The organism is Micromonospora craterilacus (genome assembly GCF_003236315.1).
Lineage (GTDB): Bacteria > Actinomycetota > Actinomycetes > Mycobacteriales > Micromonosporaceae > Micromonospora > Micromonospora craterilacus.
In genome coordinates this window covers 1-20882 of sequence record NZ_POTY01000015.1, presented here as the reverse complement: position 1 = coordinate 20882, position 20882 = coordinate 1, and the positions used below count along the sequence as shown (strand labels likewise).

Genomic DNA, 20882 nt, shown 5'->3' with positions numbered 1-20882 from the left:
CTGGGGACATGACGGATCTTGACGCGACCGCCCTGCGCGCGGCGTACGACGCCCAGCTGCGGCCGGGCCTGCCCGACCCGGTCCCCGACGGCGTCGCGGTGGAGTCCGACGGTCCGTTGTTCCGGGTGCTCGGGCTCGACCACCGGGGCCTGGTGACCTACCGCGACCTCGGCGGCCTGGGCGGCGCCGACCTCGACGCACTGATCGCCCGGCAGGCGGCGGTGTTCCGCGACCGGGGCGAGTCGGTGGAGTGGAAGCTGCACGGCCACGACGAGCCTGCCGACCTGCCGCAGCGGCTGGATGCGGCCGGCTTCGTGCCGGAGGACCAGGAGTCCGTCGTGGTCGGCCCGGTCGCGCCGCTGGCCTCCGCGCTGCCCGTGCCGCCGGACGGCGTACGCCTGCGGGAGGTGACCAGCCGCGCGGACCTGGACCGGATCGCGGCGATGGAGACGCAGTTGTGGGGTCACGACCTGTCCGGCCTGGCCGGCGGGCTGGCCCGGGAGATCGCCACCGACCCGCAGGCGATCACGGTCGTGGTGGCCGAGGCGGGCGAGACGGTGGTGAGCGCCGGCTGGGTGCGCTACCCGTCGGGCAGCACCTTCGCCACCCTGTGGGGCGGGTCGACCCGGCCCGAGTGGCGGCGTCAGGGGATCTACCGGGCGCTGGTCACCCACCGGGCCCGGCTCGCCGGGCAGCGCGGCCGGACCCTGTTGCAGGTCGACGCGTCAGACGAGAGCCGACCGCTGCTGGAACGGCTCGGCCTCGTCCAGGTCACCACCACCACGCCGTACGTCTACACTCCGTGATCATGATGCAGCGGCTGACCGACGAGGAGAAGCTGACCCTCAAGACGGGTGCCTTCGGCGCGGTGTTCATGGTCTCCAACGCCGAACCGGGAGTGCTCGCCGTGTTCCGGGAGAGCTTCGCGGCCTCCGGGGCGTTGGCCGACGCCAGTGGCGTGGTGAAGGAGGCGCTGACCAGCGGGCCGCTGCCGAAGCTGCCGCGGGACTCGGCACTGGAGGTGGAGTCGGTGGTGCTGCCGGCACTGGGTCGGGCGATCGAGATCCTGACCGAGAAGGCCCCGCAGGACGTGCCGATCTACCGCGCGGTGGTGCTGGCCGCCGCCGACCGCACGGCGCAGGCCCACCACGGCGTCAGCCCGGCCGAGGCCGATGTCATCGAGCGGATCAAGGGTGTCCTGGACGCGGCGGGCTGAGTGCTCGCGCCGACGGGCGATGTCGGTGAGCTGTGTCACTCCGGCCGCGCCGAACGCTGATGCTACTGGCAGGTAACATTGGCGCCGTGGGCAACGGCACAACGGCCCACAGTTGACCGAACGTTAAGGTACGCGCGAGGCTGCGCCCCAGACCGGGCGATTGATCACACCACCACAGCAGGAGGGTCGTCGAAGCGCGATGAATATCGTCGTACTCGTCAAGCAGGTGCCTGATTCGGGCGCGGACCGCAACCTGCGAACTGACGACAACACTGTCGACCGCGGTTCGGCGAACAACGTCATCAACGAGATGGACGAGTACGCCATCGAGGAGGCGTTGAAGATCAAGGAGGCGCACGGCGGCGAGGTGACGATCCTGACCATGGGTCCGGACCGGGCCACCGAGTCGATCCGCAAGGCGCTGTCGATGGGGCCGGACAAGGCGGTGCACGTGGTGGACGACGCCCTGCACGGCTCGTGTGCGGTGGCCACCTCGAAGGTGCTCGCCGCCGCGCTCGGTCAGCTGAACGCGGACCTGGTGCTCTGCGGCTCCGAGTCGACCGACGGTCGGGTGCAGGTGCTGCCGCACATGCTCGCCGAGCGGCTGGGCGTGGCGGCGCTGACCGGCGCCCGCAAGCTCACCGTCGACGGGGCCACGTTGACCGTGGAGCGGCAGACCGAGGAGGGCTACGAGGTGGTCACCGCCTCGACCCCGGCCATCGTCTCGGTGTGGGACACCATCAACGAGCCGCGCTACCCGTCGTTCAAGGGAATCATGGCGGCGAAGAAGAAGCCGGTGCAGACGCTGTCGCTGGCCGACCTGGGAGTGGCCGCGGCCGAGGTGGGCCTCGACGGCGCGACCAGCGCGGTCGTGGAGCACAGCAAGCGTCCGCCGCGCTCCGGTGGCGTGAAGGTCACCGACGAGGGCTCCGGCGGCGCGCAGCTGGTCGAGTTCCTCGCCACCGAGAAGTTCGTGTGAGGGGTGTGGGACATGTCTGAGGTTCTCGTCGTCGTCGAAGCCACTCGGGAGTTCGGCGTCAAGAAGGTCACCCTGGAGATGCTCACCCTCGCCCGCGAGCTGGGCACCCCGTCGGCCGTGGTGCTCGGCGGCACCGGCGCCGCCGAGGCGCTGGCCGGGAAGCTGGGCGAGTACGGCGCGGAGAAGATCTACGCGGCCGAGGGTGACGAGATCGACGGCTACCTGGTGGCACCCAAGGCCACCGTGGTCGCCGACCTGGTCAAGCGGGTGCAGCCGGCCGCCGTGCTGCTCGCCTCCTCGCAGGAGGGCAAGGAGATCGCGGCCCGGCTGGCGGTGAAGCTGGACAACGGCATCCTGACCGACGTGGTCGCCCTGACCGCCGACGGCACCGCCACCCAGGTCGCCTTCGCCGGCTCGACCATCGTCAAGTCCAAGGTCACCCGTGGTCTGCCGCTGGTCACCGTCCGGCCGAACTCGGTCACCCCGACCGCGGCCGCGGCGACCCCGGCGGTCGAGCAGCTGACCGTCGCCGTCACCGACACCGACAAGCTGGCCAAGGTCGTCGACCGGGTGGCCGAGCAGAAGGGCTCCCGCCCCGAGCTCACCGAGGCCGGCGTGGTCGTCTCCGGCGGCCGTGGGGTCGGCAACGCGGACAACTTCAAGCTGGTCGAGGAGCTGGCCGACCTGCTCGGCGGCGCCGTCGGCGCGTCCCGCGCCGCGGTCGACTCCGGTTTCTACCCGCACCAGTTCCAGGTCGGTCAGACCGGCAAGACCGTCTCCCCGCAGCTCTACATCGCGCTGGGCATCTCCGGCGCGATCCAGCACCGGGCCGGCATGCAGACCTCGAAGACGATCGTCGCGGTCAACAAGGACGGCGAGGCGCCCATCTTCGAGCTGGCCGACTTCGGCGTGGTGGGCGACCTGTTCAAGGTCGTCCCGCAGGCCGCCGACGAGATCCGCAAGCGCAAGTAGCGGCAGCGTACGTAGGTGAGGGAGCTGATCGGCGGGCCGGGGAGCTGAACCGGCCCGCCGATCAGCCCGTTCAGGGGCCCTGCGGCGTACTGTCGCCGGAGGGGCCGTCTGTCGTCCTGCTCGGCCGGGGACGTCAACTACGAGTATGGCAAGTCCGGGCTCGGCGTGTGCCCCCATCCGTTGCGAGCGAGTGTGCTTTGGTGAGCACACCAAATCGCAGTCCGCCGTTGCCAGCGGACGCTCCTCGTCTGACCCGCTGACGCGGTGCGAGGTTGACGCTTCGACGACCTGTGCCAGGATAAGCCCTGGTCTTAACCTGGTCTCCACGTCCGTTCGAGCCTCATGGGGCTGGTTCCCGAGGCACTCCCGGTACCGATCAAGCTGACGTGTTTAGCCTGCCGCCGCAGGAGTCTCACTAACCGGGCGGGTTTGGTTATCGCCCGCCCGGCGGCACCGACCCTATCACTGAGGCTCACTTGCGCTACCAACGCGCACTAAACGGACAGCAGTTGGCTGCCCTCCCACACCCGGCACTCCGGCCTGCGGTCGAGGTCGGACTGGTCGTTAGGCTGAACCGTGATGGCTTACCTGGATCATGCCGCGACGACTCCAATGCTCGCCGAGGCACTGGAAGCGTACGTCGCGACCGCCCGCGAGGTCGGCAACGCGTCCTCCCTGCACGCGTCGGGTCGGCGTGCCCGACGGCGGGTGGAGGAGTCGCGGGAACGGGTGGCCGCCGCGCTGGGTGCCCGGCCGTCCGAGGTGATCTTCACCGGTGGCGGTACGGAAAGCGACAACCTCGCGGTCAAGGGCATCTTCTGGGCCCGTCGGGGCGCCGACGCGCGGCGCACCCGGGTGGTCTCCAGCGCGGTCGAGCACCACGCCGTGCTCGACGCGGTGGACTGGCTGGGCCAGCACGAGCAGGCCGAGGTGGGCTGGTTGCCGGTTGACGGCACCGGACGGCTGCACCCGGACGCGCTGCGCGCCGAGCTGACCGAGCACGCCGACCGGGTCGCGCTGGTCACCGCCATGTGGGCGAACAACGAGGTCGGCACGGTCCAGCGGATCGGCGAGCTGGCCGCGGTCGCCGCGGAGCACGGCGTACCGTTCCACACCGACGCGATCCAGGCGGTCGGTCAGGTGCCGGTCGACTTCGCCGCCAGCGGCGTCGCCGCGCTCACCGTGACCGGGCACAAGCTCGGCGGCCCGGTCGGGGTCGGCGCGCTGGTGCTGGCCCGGGACGTGGCCGCGGTGCCGTTGCTGCACGGGGGCGGCCAGGAGCGCGACGTGCGCTCCGGCACCCTGGACGCCGCCGGCGTCGTCGCCTTCGCGGTCTCCGTCGAGGCGGCGGTGAAGGGCCAGCAGGAGTACGCCGCCCGGGTCGCCGCGCTCCGCGACGACCTGGTCGAGCGGGTCCGGCAGGCGGTGCCCGAGGTGGTCTTCAACGGCGACCCGACCGACCGGCTGCCCGGCAACGCGCACTTCTCCTTCCCCGGCTGCGAGGGCGACGCCCTGCTGCTCCTGCTGGACGCCCAGGGCATCGCCTGCTCGACCGGTTCGGCCTGCTCGGCCGGGGTGGCCCAGCCCGCACACGTGCTGCTGGCGATGGGCGCCGACGACGACCGGGCCCGCTCCTCGCTGCGTTTCTCGCTGGGCCACACCAGCACCGCCGCAGACGTCGACGCGCTCATCGCCGCCCTGCCGGCGGCCGTCGACCGCGCCCGGCGCGCGGCGGCGCTGCGTACCCCGCGCTGACCCGCCCGGCCCGGCGGAGCGGGCGGGGGAGACCGGCGTGCGCCGGGGCGGAGATAGGCTCGACTTCGAAGGGAGAGTGGTCCGGGTGAGGGTGTTGGCGGCGATGTCCGGCGGCGTGGATTCCGCCGTCGCGGCGGCGCGGGCGGTGGAGGCCGGCCACGACGTCACCGGCGTGCACCTGGCCCTGGCCCGCAACCCGCAGACCTACCGCACCGGGGCGCGGGGCTGCTGCACCCTGGAGGATTCCCGCGACGCCCGGCGCGCGGCCGACGTGCTCGGCATCCCGTTCTACGTCTGGGACATGGCCGACCGCTTCCACGCCGACGTGGTCGACGACTTCGTCGCCGAGTACGCGGCCGGGCGTACCCCGAACCCGTGCCTGCGTTGCAACGAGAAGATCAAGTTTGCCGCGGTGCTGGACCGGGCGGTGGCTCTGGGCTTCGACGCCGTGGTCACCGGCCACCACGCCCGACTCGGTCCCGACGGTCTGCTGCGCCGCAGCGTCGACGAGGCCAAGGACCAGTCGTACGTGCTGGCCGTGCTCACCCGGGAGCAGCTGGACCGCTCGATCTTCCCGCTCGGCGACTCGACCAAGGCGCAGGTCCGGCAGGAGGCCGCCGACCGGGGCCTGGCGGTCGCCGACAAGCCGGACTCGCACGACATCTGCTTCATCGCCGACGGCGACACCCGTGGCTTCCTGGCCCAGCGGCTCGGCGAGACGCCCGGCGACGTGGTCGACGCCACCGGCGCGGTGGTGGGCCGCCACGCCGGTGCGTACGCGTACACCGTCGGCCAGCGGCGTGGCCTGCACCTCGACCGTCCCGCCCCGGACGGCCGCCCCCGCTACGTGCTCTCCATCACGCCCAAGACCAACACGGTGACCGTCGGCCCGGCCGAGGCGCTGGAGGTCTCCACGGTGCGCGCCAGCCGCCCCGTCTGGACCGGCGGCCCGCGCCCCGACGGCCCGATCGAGTGCGAGGTCCAGCTCCGCGCGCACGGCGTCGTCGTGCCTGCCACCGTCACCGTCACCGGCGACACCCTCCACGCCGACCTGCGCCGCCCGGTCCGCGGCGTCGCCGCCGGCCAGGCCATCGTGACCTACCGCCCCGACCCCGCCGGTGACATCGTCCTGGGCTCCGCCACCATCACCGACTGACCCACCATCCTGCGGCTCGTTCCGGTCCGCCGGCGACGCGAACTCTTGATCAACGAATTGCGGGCCGGGTGGCGGGTACCCTTCGGCGGTGACTGATCAAGCGTGGCCGTGGGCGGCTGGAGCGGCTACCGGGATCGGGTCGTTGCCCGGCACTGACATCGCCGAGGCGCAGCGGGTGGTGCTCGGGGAGCTTCCGGCGCTGCCGCACCTGCCGGAGCTGCCGGACCGTGGGCCGGGTGCCGACCTCATCGGGCGGAGCGCCGGGCTGTTGATCGAGCTGCCGGTGGAGCTGTACGCCGCTCGGTGGCGGGTCGCCCCGCGTCCCGGCAAGGACCTGCGCCGGGCGCGTGACCTGATGGAGCGGGACCTCGACCAGCTCGCCGAGCAGGCCGAGGAGTACGCCGGCCCGTTGAAGATCCAGGCGGCCGGCCCGTTCACCCTGGCCGCCTCGGTGGAACTGCCGATCGGCGGCCGGATGCTGCGCGACTCCGGCGCGGTGCGGGACCTGGCCGGCTCGCTCGCCGAAGGGCTGCGCGGCCACGTCGAGGCGGTGGCCCGCCGGGTGCCCCGCGCGTCGGTGCTGCTCCAGCTCGACGAGCCGTCGCTGCCCGCGGTGCTCGCCGGCCGGGTACCCACCGAGAGCGGCTTCGGCACCTACCGGGCGGTGGATTCAGAGGTTGCCAGGGCAGTACTGCGCGGCGTGATCGAGGCGGCCGGGGTGCCGACCGTGGTGCACTGCTGCGCCCCGGACGTGCCGCTGGAGCTGATCCGGTCCACCGGCGCGGCGGGCGTGGCACTCGACCTGAGCCTGGTCACCGACCTCGACCCGCTGGGCGAGACGATCGACGCCGGGCTCGGTCTGCTGGCCGGCGCCGCGCCGACCACCCCGCCGGCCGGTCGCGCGCCGACCTCAGCCCAGGTCGCCGACCGGGTACGCGGACTCTGGGACCGCCTCGGCTTCCCGCGCCGCCAGCTCGCCGAGCAGGTGGTGGTCACCCCCGCCTGTGGCCTGGCCGGGGCCACCCCGGCCTACGTCCGGGCGGTCCTCGCCGCCTGCCGGGACGCCGGCCGCCGGCTCGCCGAGGACTGAGGGTTTTCCTGTCGTACCCGGAGGGCAGCATGAACCGCATGATTGGACAGCTGCGTTCCACGGTGATCGACTGCCCCGATCCTCGCGCGCTGGCCGGCTTCTACTCGGAGCTGCTCGGTCTGCCCGTTATCGAGGAGGACTCCGACGACGAGTGGGTGGTGCTCGGTGGCCCGCCGGGGCACCGGCCGCGGCTCGCCTTCCAGCAGGCGCTCGACCTGCGTGCGCCGGTCTGGCCCGATCCGGAGCGGCCGCAACAGTTCCATCTCGACGTGACGGTCGACGACGTCGAGACCGCCGAGAAGGCGGTGCTGGCCCTGGGTGCCCGCCGGCTGCCCGGTGAGGGCGAGGGCTGGCGGGTCTACGCCGACCCGGCCGGCCACCCGTTCTGCCTCTGCTGGGACTGATCGCGGGCGGGCTTGCGGGCGGTGGGCATCATCACCTTCATGATCAGCCCCACGCTCCAGCGAGCCGCCGGCTCGCTCTTCGGTCTCGCCTACGGTGACGCCCTGGGCAAACCCACCGAGTTTCTCAGCGTCGCCGAGATCGAGCGGCGGTACGGTCCCGCCGGTCCTCGGCAACTGGTGGGCGACCCGGCGCTGGTCACCGACGACACCCAGATGGCCCTCGCGGTGGGCTGGGCGCTGCACGACGCGCCCGGCTACACGGCGGAGGTGGTCGAGCCGCTGCTGCGGCAGCGCTTCCTCGACTGGGCGGCCAGCCCGGACAACAACCGCGCACCGGGGATGACCTGCCTGCGCGCCTGCGCCGAGCTGTCCCGTGGGCTGCCCTGGCAACAGGCCACCCAGGCCGGCTCGAAGGGCTGCGGCGCGAACATGCGGGTCACCCCGGTCGGGCTGCTCGACGTCGACCTGGACATTCTCGCCGGGCTGGCCCAACTCCAGGCCGGCCTGACCCACGGCCACCCGACCGGCCTGGCGGCCAGCGAGCTGACCGCGTACGCCGTCCGGCTGCTGTGCGACGGCGCCGCCCTGGCCGAGCTGCCCGGCCTGCTCACCGGGCGGGCCCACGAGCAGCGCACCGTCTACCGGGCCGACTGGCTGGGTGACCTGTGGCAGCGGGCTGACGAGCGGGCGCCGGAGGAGTTCATCGCCCGGGGCTGGGACGAGTGTCTGCGCGCACTGCGCCGGCTGGACGCGGCCCTGGCCGGCCCCGACGACGGGGGTGACCCGTGCCGGCTCACCGGTGAGGGTTGGATCGCCGAGGAAGCCCTGGTCACCGCCCTCTACTGCGCCGTCCGGCACGCCGACGACCCGGTCGGGGCGCTGGCCCGGGGCGCCGCCACCGCCGGCGACTCCGACTCCATCGCCGCGCTCGCCGGCGCCTTCGTCGGTGCGGCCCACGGCATGGCCGCCTGGCCCGCGGAGTGGGCCGGCCGAATCGAGTACGCCGACCAGCTCGCCGCCCTGTCCGCGCGGCACGACTGACCGGGCTTCCGAGCGATCCGCCCACCGTGACTCGTCAGCGGGCCTGGTCGGGCCGGGTGACGGCACGGATGTCCCACCCGGGAGCTACCGTGCGGGGGTAGCACGATCACGGGAGGTCCGAAGCGGTGTCCGAAGGCGGCAGGGTGTCCGAGGAAGCGATTCCCCAGCAGGTCAGTGCGGCGCAGGAGGCGGCGGCCGGCGCCGAGCCGACGCCGCAGGCGCGGGAGCGGCACGCCACGCTGAGCCAGGAGCTGACCGAGCACCAGTATCGCTACTACGTGCTCGACGCACCGACCGTCTCCGATGCCGATTTCGACCGGCAGCTGCGCGAGCTGGAGGCGCTGGAGGCGGAGTTCCCGGCGCTGCGCACCCCCGATTCGCCGACCCAACGGGTCGGCGGCACCTTCTCCACCGACTTCACCCCGGTCGCCCACGCCGAGCGGATGATGTCGCTGGACAATGCCTTCGCCGACGAGGAGCTGGCGGCCTGGGCCGAGCGGGTCGAGCGTGACGCCGGCGGCCCGGTGTCCTACCTGTGCGAGCTGAAGGTCGACGGGCTGGCGATCAACCTCACCTACGAGGGGGGCCGGCTGGTCCGGGCGGCGACCCGGGGCGACGGCCGCACCGGCGAGGACGTCACCGCCAACGTGCGCAGCATCCGGGACGTGCCCAGCCGGCTCACCGACTCGGCGGAGTTCGGTCCGGTCCCCGAGTTCATCGAGGTGCGCGGGGAGATCTACTTCCCGGTCGCGGGCTTCGCCGACCTCAACGCCGGCCTGGTCGAGCAGGGCAAGGCGCCGTTCGCCAACCCGCGCAACGCCGCCGCGGGCAGCCTGCGGCAGAAGGATCCGCGGATCACCGCGTCCCGGCCGCTGCGCCTGGTGGTGCACGGCATCGGCGCGCGGCGCGGCTACCAGCCGGCCACCCAGTCCGAGTCGTACAGCGCGCTGAAGGCGTGGGGGCTGCCCACCAGCGACCGCTGGCGGGTGGTGCCCGACCTGACCGGCGTCCGGGAATTCGTCGCGCACTACGCCACCCACCGGCACGACGTCGAACACGAGATCGACGGTGTGGTGGTGAAGGTCGACCCGGTGCCCATCCAGGGCCGGCTCGGCTCGACCAGTCGGGCGCCGCGCTGGGCGATCGCCTTCAAATATCCGCCGGAGGAGGTCAACACCAAGCTGCTCGACATCGAGGTCGAGGTCGGGCGCACCGGGCGGGTCACCCCGCGGGCCGTGCTCCAGCCGGTGAAGGTGGCCGGCTCCACCGTCACGTACGCGACCCTGCACAACGCCCGCGAGGTCGAGCGCAAGGGGGTGCTGATCGGCGACACGGTGGTGATCCGCAAGGCCGGTGACGTGATCCCCGAGGTGCTCGGCCCGGTGGTCGACCTGCGCCCGCCGGACGCCCGGCCGTTCGTCATGCCCACCACCTGCCCGGCCTGCGGCACGCCGCTGGCCCCGGCCAAGGAGGGCGACGTCGACATCCGCTGCCCCAACTCGCGCAGCTGCCCGGCGCAGCTGCGGGAGCGGGTGTTCCACCTGGCCGGGCGCAACGTGTTCGACATCGAGGCACTCGGCTACAAGAGCGCCGCCGCGCTGCTCGACGCGCAGATCATCACCGACGAGGGCGACCTGTTCGCGCTCGACGCGGAGCAGTTGGCCGGCTCGCCGTTCTTCGTCAACAAGGACGGCAGCCTCGGCAGCAACGCCGTCAAGCTGCTCGACAACCTCGCCGTGGCCAAGGAGCGTGACCTGTGGCGGGTGCTGGTGGCGCTGTCCATCCGGCACGTCGGGCCGACCGCCGCGCAGGCCCTCGCCCGGCACTTCCGTTCGATCGAGGCGATCGAGGGGGCCACCGAGGAGGAACTCTCCTCCGTCGACGGCGTCGGGCCGACCATCGCCGCCAGCATCGGGGAGTGGTTCGCCGTCGACTGGCACCGCGAGGTGGTGCGCAAGTGGGCCGAGGCGGGCGTCCGGATGGCCGAGGAGGCGGTGGAGGAGGGGCCGCGTCCGCTGGAGGGGGTCAGCGTGGTGGTCACCGGCACCCTGGCCGGGTTTTCGCGGGACCAGGCCGCCGAGGCGATCCAGTCCCGGGGCGGCAAGGTCAGCGGCTCGGTGTCGAAGAAGACCGGCTTCGTGGTGGTCGGCGACAACCCCGGCTCCAAGGCGGACAAGGCAGCCACTCTGAAGGTGCCGGTGCTCGACGAGGCCGGTTTCCGGCTGCTGCTCGACGCCGGGCCGGACGCGGCCCGCGAGGTGGCCCGCGTCGAGGAGTGAGCCCCGACCTGTCGATCTTGAGGGCACTCGTCCGGATACCAACTTAATTACGACTACGACCGATTCGTGACTGTCGCGGCGGGAAACCCGGGGCCAGGGGCGTTTGATTGGGGCACGGTGCGTGGACCCACGCGCCGGGCCCCGTACCGGGAGGTGTGATGGAGCCGCCCGACCCGCGCAACCTGGTCCCGCCCGGACGGACGGCGCAGTTCTCCGCCTTCGTGGCCAGCGTGCTGGCCGTGGCCGTGCTGGTCTCGGCCCCCGCGCTAGTGTCGCTCGCCACGACGCTGCCCGAGTTGCCGGTGGCGTTCTGGACGATGGCGGTGCTCGCCGTGGCCTGCGACGCGCGCCCGTTCCTCCCGCCCGGTCGGCGGCAGTCCTCGTCGGCGGTATTCCCGTCGACCTGCTTCACCTTCGCGATCCTGCTCGGCTGGGGGCTCGGCCCCGCGGTCGCCGTGCAGGCGGTCGCCGTGCTGGTGTCCGGGGTCCGGATGCGGCACGCCCCGTGGCGGACGGCTTTCAACGCCGGCCAGTACGCCTGCTCGCTGGCCGCCGCGTACGCGGTCACCCGGCTGGGGCCCGGCGACCTCTTCGCCGGCGGCCTACTCGGGTGGACCGACATCGCGGCGATCGGCGGCGCCGGGGTCGCCTGGTTCCTGGTCAACTACGGCCTGGTCACGGCCGCCGTACGGCTGCGTTTCGGCGAGCGCTGGTGGCCCAACGCGTGGCACGGCCTGCCGTTCGAGTTGCTCTCCACCGGGTCCCTGCTGCTGCTCGCGCCGGTACTCGTCACCGCCGCACGGGCCAGCGCGGCCCTGGTTCCGCTGGTGCTGGTGCCGCTGTTCGCGGTGTACCGGATGGCCCGGCTCACCGTCGAGCAGCACCAACTCGCCTCGCTCGACCCGCTCACCGGGCTGGCCAACCGCAAGGCGCTGCTGGCCGAGGTCAACGAGCAGGTGCACCGGCACGCCGCGCGGGGCGCGCGGGGCGAGCCGGACGCCCGCCTGGCCCTGCTGCTGATCGACCTGGACCGGTTCAAGAACGTCAACGACGCGCTCGGGCACGCGGTCGGCGACCGGCTGCTGGTCGAGGTGAGCGCCCGGCTGACCGACGTGGTCGAGCCGCCGGACCTGGTCGCCCGGCTCGGCGGCGACGAGTTCGCGATCGTGATGACCGGGCTGACCGACGTCACCGAGGCTCGGGCGCTGGCCGACCAGGTGGTGCGGGCGCTGGCCGAGCCGGTCCCGCTGGACGGGCTGCCGCTGGACGTCGGCGGCTCCATCGGCATCGCGCTGTACCCGGAGCACGGCGAGGACTTCGCCACCCTGATGCGCCACGCCGACGTGGCGATGTACGACGCGAAGCATCGCAACGACACGGTCGCCGTCTACACCGCCGAGTCCGACCACAACTCCGCCGAGCGGCTGGGCCTGCTGGCCGACCTGCGCCGGGTCCTGGAGGTGGGCTCGACGGGCCGGGCGGTCGACGGTGACGCGCCGGTCGACGCGCCCGTGGTGCGGGGCGGGGACGGCGCGGTGCTGCCCGCGTCCCCACCGGTGGACGAGCGCCCCGGCCCGCGGTGGTGGAGTCGACGGCGACACCGCCCCCCGCTGGTGGCGCACGACGACGAGCTGATCGCCCGGATCGTCACCGGCGCGGACCCGATCCTGCGCCGCGCCGCCCGGTCCGCCCCGTCGGCGGCACCCACCGGCGAGCCGTGGGCCGACCCGGCCCGGGCCGCCGTCCAGCCGGATCCGGCCCGGCTCGACGGCCCGCCGGATCCGGCCCGGCTCGACGGCCAGCCGGATCCGGTGCCGTCGGACGCCGACCCCGAGCGCGGTGCCGAGCCGGCCGGGGACGCGGGCGAGATCATGATGTATTACCAACCGCAGATCGCCATCGCCACCGGCGAGATGGTCGGCGTGGAGGCGCTGCTGCGCTGGCGGCACCCGCGCCGGGGGATGGTCGACCCGGAGGAGCTGATCCGGGTCGCCGAGCAGAGCGCGGTGATGCGGCTGCTCACCCGCCGGGTCGTCGACGACGTGGTGGAGCAGCTCGCCAAGTGGTCGGCGGCGGGCCTGAGCCTGCGCGCCGCGGTCAACGTCAGCGTGCGGGACCTGCACACCGGCGAGATCGCCGACCAGATCGCCGACCGGCTCACCCGCTACGGCGTGGCCCCGGAACGGCTGCAACTGGAGATCACCGAGGGCGCGTTGATGGCCGACCCGCGTCGGGTGCTGACCACCATCACCCGGCTGCACCGGATCGGCGTGGGCATCGCGCTGGACGACTTCGGCACCGGGTACTCATCCCTGCAGCACCTGCGCCGGCTGCCGCTGTCGGAGGTGAAGGTCGACCGGTCGTTCGTCCTCGGCATGACCGACGACACCGACGACGCGGCGATCGTCCGGTCCACGATCGAGCTGTCCAAGGCGCTGGGGCTGCGGGTGGTGGCCGAGGGCGTGGAGGACGAGCGCACCTGGCGGATGCTGCACGCGGCCGGCTGCGACGTCGCCCAGGGCTGGTTCTACGCCCGGCCGATGCCGGCGGAGGAACTGGTCGCCTGGCTGGCTCGGTACCGCCCGTTGCGCCCGCTCGGCGGCCACGACGACGCGGACACCCCCCGCCGGCCCGGCCGGTGATCCGGCCGGCCGCTCTGGCCGGTGGTCCCGGCGCCCGGGGAGCCGGGAGCGGCCGGTCGGGTGCGGAACAATAGACTCGCTGCCGTCACCGCGGGTCGCGCTCCGCCGACCCGGGTGGGGTACGCAGACGCAGGACAGCCACGAAGGGGGCACCGATGGCCGCCATCTCCCGCGAGGAGGTCGCGCACCTGGCGCGACTGTCGCGGCTCGCCGTGACGGAGGAGGAGTTGGACACCTTCGCCGGCCAGCTCGACGTGATCCTCCAGGCGGTCGCCCAGGTGGGCGAGGTCACCGCCGCGGACATCCCGCCGACCTCGCACTCGGTGCCGCTGACCAACGTGCTCCGGGACGACGTCGTGACGCCGTGCCTGACCCCCGAGGAAGCGCTGTCGGGCGCGCCCGACGCGGAGGAGCAGCGGTTCCGCGTACCGCGGATCCTGGACGAGGATGTGGCCTCATGACCGACCTGACCAGAATGACCGCGACCCAGATTGCCGGACTGGTCGCCGCCGGGGAGACCTCTGCCGTCGAGGTCACCCAGGCGCACCTGGACCGGATCGCCGCCGTCGACGACCGGGTCAACGCGTTCCTGCACGTCGACACCGAGGGTGCGCTGGCCGCCGCCCAGCAGGTCGACGCCCGCCGGGCCGCCGGGGAGGCACTGGGCCCGCTGGCCGGCGTGCCGATCGCGGTCAAGGACGTGCTGACCACCAAGGGTGTGCCGACCACCGTCGGGTCGAAGATCCTGGAGGGCTGGCGCCCGCCGTACGACTCGACGATCGTGCAGCGGCTGCGCGCCGCCGGCACGGTGATGCTCGGCAAGACCAACATGGACGAGTTCGCGATGGGCTCCTCCACGGAGTATTCGGCGTACGGGCCGACCCGCAACCCGTGGGACACCGACCGGATCCCGGGTGGCTCCGGCGGGGGCAGCGCCGCCGCGCTCGCCGCCTACGAGGCGCCGCTGGCGATCGGCTCGGACACCGGCGGTTCGATCCGCCAGCCGGGCGCGGTCACCGGCACCGTCGGCGCCAAGCCGACGTACGGCGGCACCTCCCGGTACGGCCTGGTGGCCTTCTCCTCCTCGCTGGACACGCCCGGCCCGTGTGCGCGTACGGTGCTCGACGCCGCGCTGCTGCACGAGGCGATCGGCGGGCACGACCCGCGCGACTCCACCTCCATCCCGGCCCCGGTGCCGGACGTGGTGGCCGCAGCGAAGCTCGGCGCCACCGGCGACCTGACCGGGGTGCGGCTCGGCGTGGTCACCGAGTTCGCTGGCGAGGGCGCCGAACCGGGCGTGCTGGCCGCCTTCAACGAGGCCGTCGACACGCTCACCAAGCTGGGTGCGGAAATCGTCGAGGTGTCCTGCCCGCACTTCAAGTACGCGCTGCCGGCGTACTACCTGATCGCACCGAGCGAGTGCTCCTCCAACCTGGCGCGGTTCGACGGTGTCCGGTTCGGGCTACGGGTCGGCGACGACGGCAACCGGTCGCTGGAGGAGGTCATGTCGCTGACCCGGGAGGCCGGGTTCGGTGCCGAGGTCAAGCGGCGCATCATGATCGGCACGTACGCGCTGTCGTCGGGCTACTACGACGCGTACTACGGGCAGGCGCAGAAGGTCCGTACGCTGATCACCCGCGACTTCACCGCCGCGTTCGAACGGGTCGACGCGCTGATCTCGCCGACCACCCCGTTCGTGGCCTTCCCGCTGGGCGCGCGCACCTCCGACCCGTACCAGATGTACCTGGCCGACCTGTTCACCATCCCGACCAACCTGTACGGCGGGCCGGGCATCTCGGTGCCGTGCGGGCTCTCCGACGGGCTGCCGGTCGGCCTGCAGGTGATGGCTCCGACGATGGCCGACGACCGGATGTACCGGGTCGCCGCCGCGCTGGAGAGCGCCGTCGGCACGTTCACCCCACCGGCCCTGTGACCGGTCCGCGGGGCGGCTCCTCAGCCGCCCCGCGACGGGTCTCTCGGCCAACCCAGGAGTGGGCCACCGTCACCGCCGTTTCCCGTACGACGACACGCGGTCACCGATCGGGCCATTACGCGTCGTCACTGGTCCTGGTTGGATAAAGTCTCATTCCGCTGGCGAATGCGAGTGACGGTTCTCCCCACCACAGTCCTGGAAGTGCGATGAAGACGCTGCGGCCGGTCGTGATTGTCTCAGTGCTCATGGTGCTGCTACTCGGCAGCGCACAGCCGGCGGCTGCCGCCACCGTCACCGTCACCTCCGGTCCGCCGGACTCGCCGGTCACCGCGTACGAGTCGTACCCGACGCACACCTTCACCGCCTCGGGTGGCACCGCCCCGTACAGCCTTTCGCTCCGGTCGGGCTCGTTGCCGGTGGGCATGGCGTTGTCGTCGTCGGGGACCTTCTCGGGCACGCCGACCACCCCGGGCAGCTACACCTTCGGCATCCGGATGACGGACGCGGGCGGGGAGTTCGCCGATCAGAGCGTCACCGTGGTGGTGGTCGCGCCGACCATCACCGTCACCTCGGACGCCCCGACCTCGCCCTGGTACACCGGGCAGCCGTACCCGACGCACAAGTTCACGGCCTCGGGTGGCACCGCTCCGTACAGCCTTTCGCTCCGGTCGGGCTCGTTGCCGGTGGGCATGGCGTTGTCGTCGTCGGGGACCTTCTCGGGTACGCCGACCACCCCGGGCAGCTACAGCTTCGGCATCCGGCTGAGCGACAAGAACGGCTTCCACGTCGACCAGGACGTCACCGTGGTCATCGCCGCACCGGCCACCGTCATCACGTCGGGCGAGCCGCCCCGTGGCACGGTCGGCAAGGCGTACTCGTTCCGGTTCACCGCCGAGGGCGACTCCGAGATCAAGTTCAGCGTGACCGCCGGGGACCTGCCCCCGGGGCTGACCCTCGCCCCGGACGGCCAGCTCAGCGGCACCCCCGGCACCGCGGGCACCTTCGCCTTCACGGTGACGGCGGCCGGCACGGCGACCAGCGCCACGGACGAGGTGTCGCTGGTCGTGGGCGCCGCACCGTCCTCCCCGTCGCCGACGCCCACCCAGCCGACCCCGACTCCGACCGTGACGCCGACCGATCCGGCGCCGACGCCGACGGACTCGGCGGAGCCGACGCCGACCACGCCGGCCCCGGCGTCCCCGTCGCCCTCGAAGACGACTGGGGCGTGGCTGCCGGTCACCGGATCGAACTCGACCCTGGTGCTGATGCTGCTGGCCGTGGTGGCGTTCTGCGTCGGCGGAATCCTGTTCGTGATGGCCTACGAACGCCGTCGGCGGTTCACCACACCCGAGTGACGCCCGGCCGAGGCGGGGCAGGCCGAGCGGCTAGGCTTGGCGACGTTGTGTCCGGATACCACCGTGGGTCGGCTACCGCCCGAAAGCTGGAGTTCTCATGACCACGACGCTGCCCGCGTACGACGAGGTCGTCGCGCGCTACGAGCCGGTGATCGGCCTGGAGACCCACGTCGAGCTGGGCACGAACACGAAGATGTTCTGCGGCTGCCCGACCGACTTCGGCGGCGAGCCGAACACCCGGGTCTGCCCGGTCTGCCTGGGCCTGCCCGGCTCGCTGCCGGTGGCCAACAAGGCGGCCATCGAGGCGACCATCCGGATCGGTCTCGCGCTGAACTGCTCCATCGCGGAGTGGTGCCGGTTCGCCCGGAAGAACTACTTCTACCCGGACATGCCGAAGAACTTCCAGATCAGCCAGTACGACGAGCCGCTCTGCGTCGACGGCTACCTGGACGTCGAGGTGAACGGCGAGATGGTGCGGATCGGCATCGAGCGGGTGCACCTGGAGGAGGACACCGGCAAGACGCTGCACGTCGGCGGCGCCACCGGCCGGATCCACGGGGCCACCGAGTCGCTGGTCGACTACAACCGGGCCGGCATCCCGCTGGTCGAGATCGTCACCAAGCCGATCCCCGGCATCGGTGCGCTCGCCCCCGAGGTGGCCCGCGCGTACGTCACCGAGCTGCGCGACGTGCTCCGCTCGCTCGGCGTCTCCGACGTACGCATGGAGGAGGGCTCGCTGCGCTGCGACGTCAACACCTCGCTGAACCTGCCGGGCGAGGAGTGGGGCACCCGCACCGAGACCAAGAACGTCAACTCGCTGCGGTCGGTCGAGCGGGCGGTCCGCTCGGAGATGCTGCGCCAGGCCGCCGTGCTCGACGCGGGTGGGCGGATCACCCAGGAGACCCGGCACTTCCACGAGGACACCGGGGACACCACCCCGGGCCGGTCCAAGGAGACCGCCACCGACTACCGCTACTTCCCCGAGCCGGACCTGGTGCCCCTCGCGCCGGATCCGGTCTGGGTGGCCGAGCTGAAGGCCGTCCTGCCGGAGCTGCCCCGGCTGCACCGGCGGCGTCTCCAGGAGGCGTGGGGGCTGTCCGATCTCGACATGCAGTCGGTGCTCAACGCCGGTGCGGTCGAGCTGATCGAGCAGACGATCGCCGCCGGCACCTCGCCGGCCGCCGCCCGCAAGTGGTGGTTGGGCGAGCTGTCCCGGCGGGCCAACGAGACGGGCGTGGAGCTGGCCGACATCGGGGCCACCCCGACGCAGGTCGCCGAGCTGCAGAGCCTGGTGGACGCCGGCAAGCTCAACGACAAGCTGGCCCGCACCGTGCTGGAGGGCGTGGTCGCCGGCGAGGGTTCGCCGACCGAGATCATGACCAACCGGGGGCTGGAGGTGGTCTCCGACACCGGCGCGCTGACCGCCGCCGTCGACGAGGCGATCGCCGCCAACCCGGAGATCGCCGACAAGATCCGCAGCGGCAAGGTGGCCGCGGCGGGCGCGCTGGTCGGCGCGGTCATGAAGACCACCCGCGGCCAGGCCGACGCCAAGACGGTCCGCGAGCTGATCCTGGCGCGCCTCGGCGCCTGAGGTGCAAGGAAGGGCCCTTCTTAAACGCCTGGAGTAGAGGAAGGGCCCCTTCTTAACAGCCGAGGCAGCCAGCGCGCAGCAGGCACGACCCGCACCACCCCTCGTGAGGGCGTCAACGGCGACGCCCGGATGGAGTCCACCGTGAGCCAGCACGACCTCGATGTCCTCGACGAGATCCAGCGGCGGGTGCTGTGGCTCGCCACCCGGATCGTGGACGCGGCCAACCATGACCGCAGCACCGGCGACGGGGTCAAGGTCGGCGGGCACCAGGCGTCCAGCGCCTCCCTGGTCACCGCGATGACCGCACTGTGGTTCGCCCACCTGGACGCCGAGGACCGGGTAGCGGTGAAGCCGCACGCCTCGCCGGTGTTCCACGCCATCCAGTACCTGCTCGGCAACCTGGACCGGTCGTACCTGACCCGGCTGCGGGCGCGGGGCGGTCTGCAGTCGTACCCGTCGCGGACCAAGGACCCGGACGGGGTCGACTTCTCCACCGGGTCGGTCGGCCTGGGTGCCGCCGCGCCGCTGTTCGCCGCGGTGACCCGCCGCTACGTCGACGCCCACTTCGGCGCCCGGCCGCACTCCCGGTTCGTCGCGCTGATCGGTGACGCCGAGTTGGACGAGGGGAACATCTGGGAGGCGGTCGCCGACCCGGCCACCACCGGGCTCGGCAACGTGATGTGGGTGGTCGACTTCAACCGGCAGTCGCTGGACCGGGTCGTGCCCGGCGTACGGATCGACCAGTGGCGCGGCCAGTTCGAGGCCGCCGGCTGGCACGTGGTCGAGGTGAAGTACGGCCGCCGGCTCGCCGAGGCGTACGCCCGGCCGGGCGGTGAGGCGCTGCGCGACTGGATCGACGCGATGCCGAACGAGCAGTACCAGTCGCTGTTCGGGTTGACCGGGCCGGCGCAGCGCAAGCAGTTCCTGGACGGGGCGCCGGCCGAGGTGGCCGCGTTCGTCGCCGACATCGCCGACGAGGAGCTGGGCCCGCTGGTCACCGACCTGGGCGGGCACGACCTCACGGCGCTGCTCGACGCGTTCGCCCAGTGCGACGCGGTGACCGACCGGCCGAGCGTGGTGTTCGCGTACACCGTCAAGGGTTGGGGTTTGCCGATCGCCGGCAATCCGCGTAACCACTCGGCGCTGCTCACCGGCGAGCAGGTCGCCGCGCTGCGGGCCGCGCACGGGCTGACCCGCGACACCGAGTGGGACCGCCTCGACCCGGCGTCGCCGGCCGGGATCCGGGCCGGGCAGCGCCGGGAGGCGTTGTCCCGACCGCCGCGTGAGCGGGCGCTCGGGGTCACCGTCCCGCAGACCACGAGGGTACGCACGAACAAGCCGATCTCCACCCAGGAGGTGTTCGGCCGGGTGCTGGTTGACCTGGCCCGCGACCCGCAGGTCGGGAAGTACCTCGTCACCACCGCGCCGGACGTGGCGACCTCGACCAACCTGGCCGGGTTCATCAACAAGACCGGCGTGTTCGCCCCGACCGCCCAGCGGGCCTGGTCGGAGGACCGGATGCTGCGCTGGACGGAGAGCCCCGACGGGCAGCACATCGAGCTGGGCATCTCCGAGATGAACCTGTTCCTGCTGCTCGGTCAGCTCGGCCTGTCCTGGGACCTGTCCGGGCAGCCGTTGCTGCCGGTCGGCACCGTGTACGACCCGTTCGTGCTGCGCGGCCTGGACGCCTTCCTCTACGGCACCTACTCCGGCTCCCGGTTCGTGGTGGCTGGCACCCCGTCCGGCATCACTCTCGCCCCGGAGGGCGGCGCCCACCAGTCGACCATCACCGCCAGCGTGGGCCTGGAACTGCCCGGGGTGACCTTCGTCGAGCCGGCGTACGCGACCAGCCTGGACTGGCTGCTCTGCGACGCGTTCGGGCACATCGCCGGCGCACCGCAGCCGACGCCGACCGCCGCACCGGCCGAGGACGGCGCCTACTACTTCCGGCTCAGCACCCGACCGGTCGACCAGGCGCCGTTCGAGGCCGCCCGCGCCCGGCTCGGCGACGCGGTGCTGCGCCGGCAGGTGCTCGCCGGGGCGTACCGGCTGGTCGACGCCCACCAGGCGTACCCGCACCTGGCCGACGCTCCGACGGTGCAACTGGCCGCCTCCGGCGCGGTGCTGCCCGAGGTGCTCGCCGCGGCGGCGGAACTGGCCGACGAGGGCGTCGCCGCCCACGTGGTCGACGTCACCAGCCTGGACCGCCTGTACCGGGCCTGGCAGCGCACCCTGCGTCAGGGCGTACGCACCGCCACCGTGCCCAGCGTGCCCGGCGCGCTGCGGTCGGCCTTCGCCGACCGGGTGCCGGTGGTCACCGTGCACGACGCCGCCTCGCACGCCATGGCCTGGCTCGGCTCCGCCGTCGGCGCGCCGGCGGTGCCCCTCGGCGTGGACGAGTTCGGCCAGTCCGGCACCGTCACCGAGCTGTACGACCTGCACGACCTGCTCCCCGGCAGCATCGTCAAC

16 protein-coding genes are annotated in these 20882 nt (G+C 72.8%); all 16 read left to right on the top strand.

Going from position 1 to position 20882, the window contains the following annotated elements:
• Nucleotides 1-8: 8 nt before the first annotated feature.
• Entirely contained in the window at nucleotides 9-806 is a 798-nt protein-coding gene (locus C1I95_RS04490) for a GNAT family N-acetyltransferase (RefSeq protein ID WP_111212482.1), read from the top strand.
• Nucleotides 803-1216: a hypothetical protein gene (locus C1I95_RS04485; protein WP_199523604.1), complete on the top strand. Its 414-nt coding sequence runs from the start codon at nucleotides 803-805 to the stop codon at nucleotides 1214-1216. Before C1I95_RS04490 ends, C1I95_RS04485 begins: the two co-directional genes overlap by 4 nt.
• Nucleotides 1217-1415: 199 nt before the next feature.
• Complete coding sequence (locus tag C1I95_RS04480) at nucleotides 1416-2195, top strand: electron transfer flavoprotein subunit beta/FixA family protein (protein WP_111212481.1); 780 nt, start codon at nucleotides 1416-1418, stop codon at nucleotides 2193-2195.
• A gap of 12 nt (nucleotides 2196-2207) precedes the next feature.
• Nucleotides 2208-3167, top strand: coding sequence for an electron transfer flavoprotein subunit alpha/FixB family protein (locus C1I95_RS04475; RefSeq protein ID WP_111212480.1), 960 nt, complete (start codon nucleotides 2208-2210; stop codon nucleotides 3165-3167).
• A gap of 579 nt (nucleotides 3168-3746) precedes the next feature.
• On the top strand, nucleotides 3747-4922 hold the full coding sequence (locus tag C1I95_RS04470) for a cysteine desulfurase family protein (protein ID WP_111212479.1): 1176 nt from the start codon (nucleotides 3747-3749) through the stop codon (nucleotides 4920-4922).
• 85 nt (nucleotides 4923-5007) lie between these two features.
• Complete coding sequence (mnmA, locus tag C1I95_RS04465) at nucleotides 5008-6078, top strand: tRNA 2-thiouridine(34) synthase MnmA (protein ID WP_111212509.1); 1071 nt, start codon at nucleotides 5008-5010, stop codon at nucleotides 6076-6078.
• 88 nt (nucleotides 6079-6166) lie between these two features.
• Nucleotides 6167-7168: a uroporphyrinogen decarboxylase/cobalamine-independent methonine synthase family protein gene (locus C1I95_RS04460; protein WP_111212478.1), complete on the top strand. Its 1002-nt coding sequence runs from the start codon at nucleotides 6167-6169 to the stop codon at nucleotides 7166-7168.
• A gap of 38 nt (nucleotides 7169-7206) precedes the next feature.
• Nucleotides 7207-7572 carry a VOC family protein gene (locus C1I95_RS04455; protein WP_199523605.1) on the top strand — a complete coding sequence of 122 codons (366 nt, stop codon included), beginning with the start codon at nucleotides 7207-7209 and terminating at the stop codon, nucleotides 7570-7572.
• A 39-nt stretch (nucleotides 7573-7611) separates the two neighbouring features.
• Nucleotides 7612-8613, top strand: a complete 1002-nt coding sequence (locus C1I95_RS04450; protein ID WP_111212508.1) for an ADP-ribosylglycohydrolase family protein — start codon at nucleotides 7612-7614, stop codon at nucleotides 8611-8613.
• A gap of 143 nt (nucleotides 8614-8756) precedes the next feature.
• A complete protein-coding gene (ligA, locus tag C1I95_RS04445) occupies nucleotides 8757-10892 on the top strand; it encodes an NAD-dependent DNA ligase LigA (RefSeq protein ID WP_111212476.1) in 2136 nt (711 codons plus the stop codon).
• A gap of 158 nt (nucleotides 10893-11050) precedes the next feature.
• On the top strand, nucleotides 11051-13534 hold the full coding sequence (locus tag C1I95_RS04440; protein ID WP_111212475.1) for a putative bifunctional diguanylate cyclase/phosphodiesterase: 2484 nt from the start codon (nucleotides 11051-11053) through the stop codon (nucleotides 13532-13534).
• A gap of 155 nt (nucleotides 13535-13689) precedes the next feature.
• Nucleotides 13690-13995 (top strand): Asp-tRNA(Asn)/Glu-tRNA(Gln) amidotransferase subunit GatC, encoded by a 306-nt coding sequence (gene gatC, locus C1I95_RS04435; protein WP_111212474.1) that lies wholly within the window; start codon nucleotides 13690-13692, stop codon nucleotides 13993-13995.
• Nucleotides 13992-15467 carry an Asp-tRNA(Asn)/Glu-tRNA(Gln) amidotransferase subunit GatA gene (gatA, locus tag C1I95_RS04430; protein ID WP_111212473.1) on the top strand — a complete coding sequence of 492 codons (1476 nt, stop codon included), beginning with the start codon at nucleotides 13992-13994 and terminating at the stop codon, nucleotides 15465-15467. The genes gatC and gatA overlap by 4 nt, the downstream gene beginning before the upstream one ends.
• 227 nt (nucleotides 15468-15694) lie before the next feature.
• Complete coding sequence (locus C1I95_RS04425; protein ID WP_233513361.1) at nucleotides 15695-16822, top strand: Ig domain-containing protein; 1128 nt, start codon at nucleotides 15695-15697, stop codon at nucleotides 16820-16822.
• Nucleotides 16823-16919: 97 nt separating this feature from the next.
• The gene (gene gatB / locus C1I95_RS04420; RefSeq protein WP_111212471.1) at nucleotides 16920-18413 is read left to right on the top strand and encodes an Asp-tRNA(Asn)/Glu-tRNA(Gln) amidotransferase subunit GatB; all 1494 of its coding nucleotides are present in this window, start codon (nucleotides 16920-16922) and stop codon (nucleotides 18411-18413) included.
• Nucleotides 18414-18554: 141 nt separating this feature from the next.
• The coding region (locus C1I95_RS04415; RefSeq protein WP_111212507.1) for a thiamine pyrophosphate-binding protein at nucleotides 18555-20882 on the top strand (2328 nt) is incomplete at its 3' end.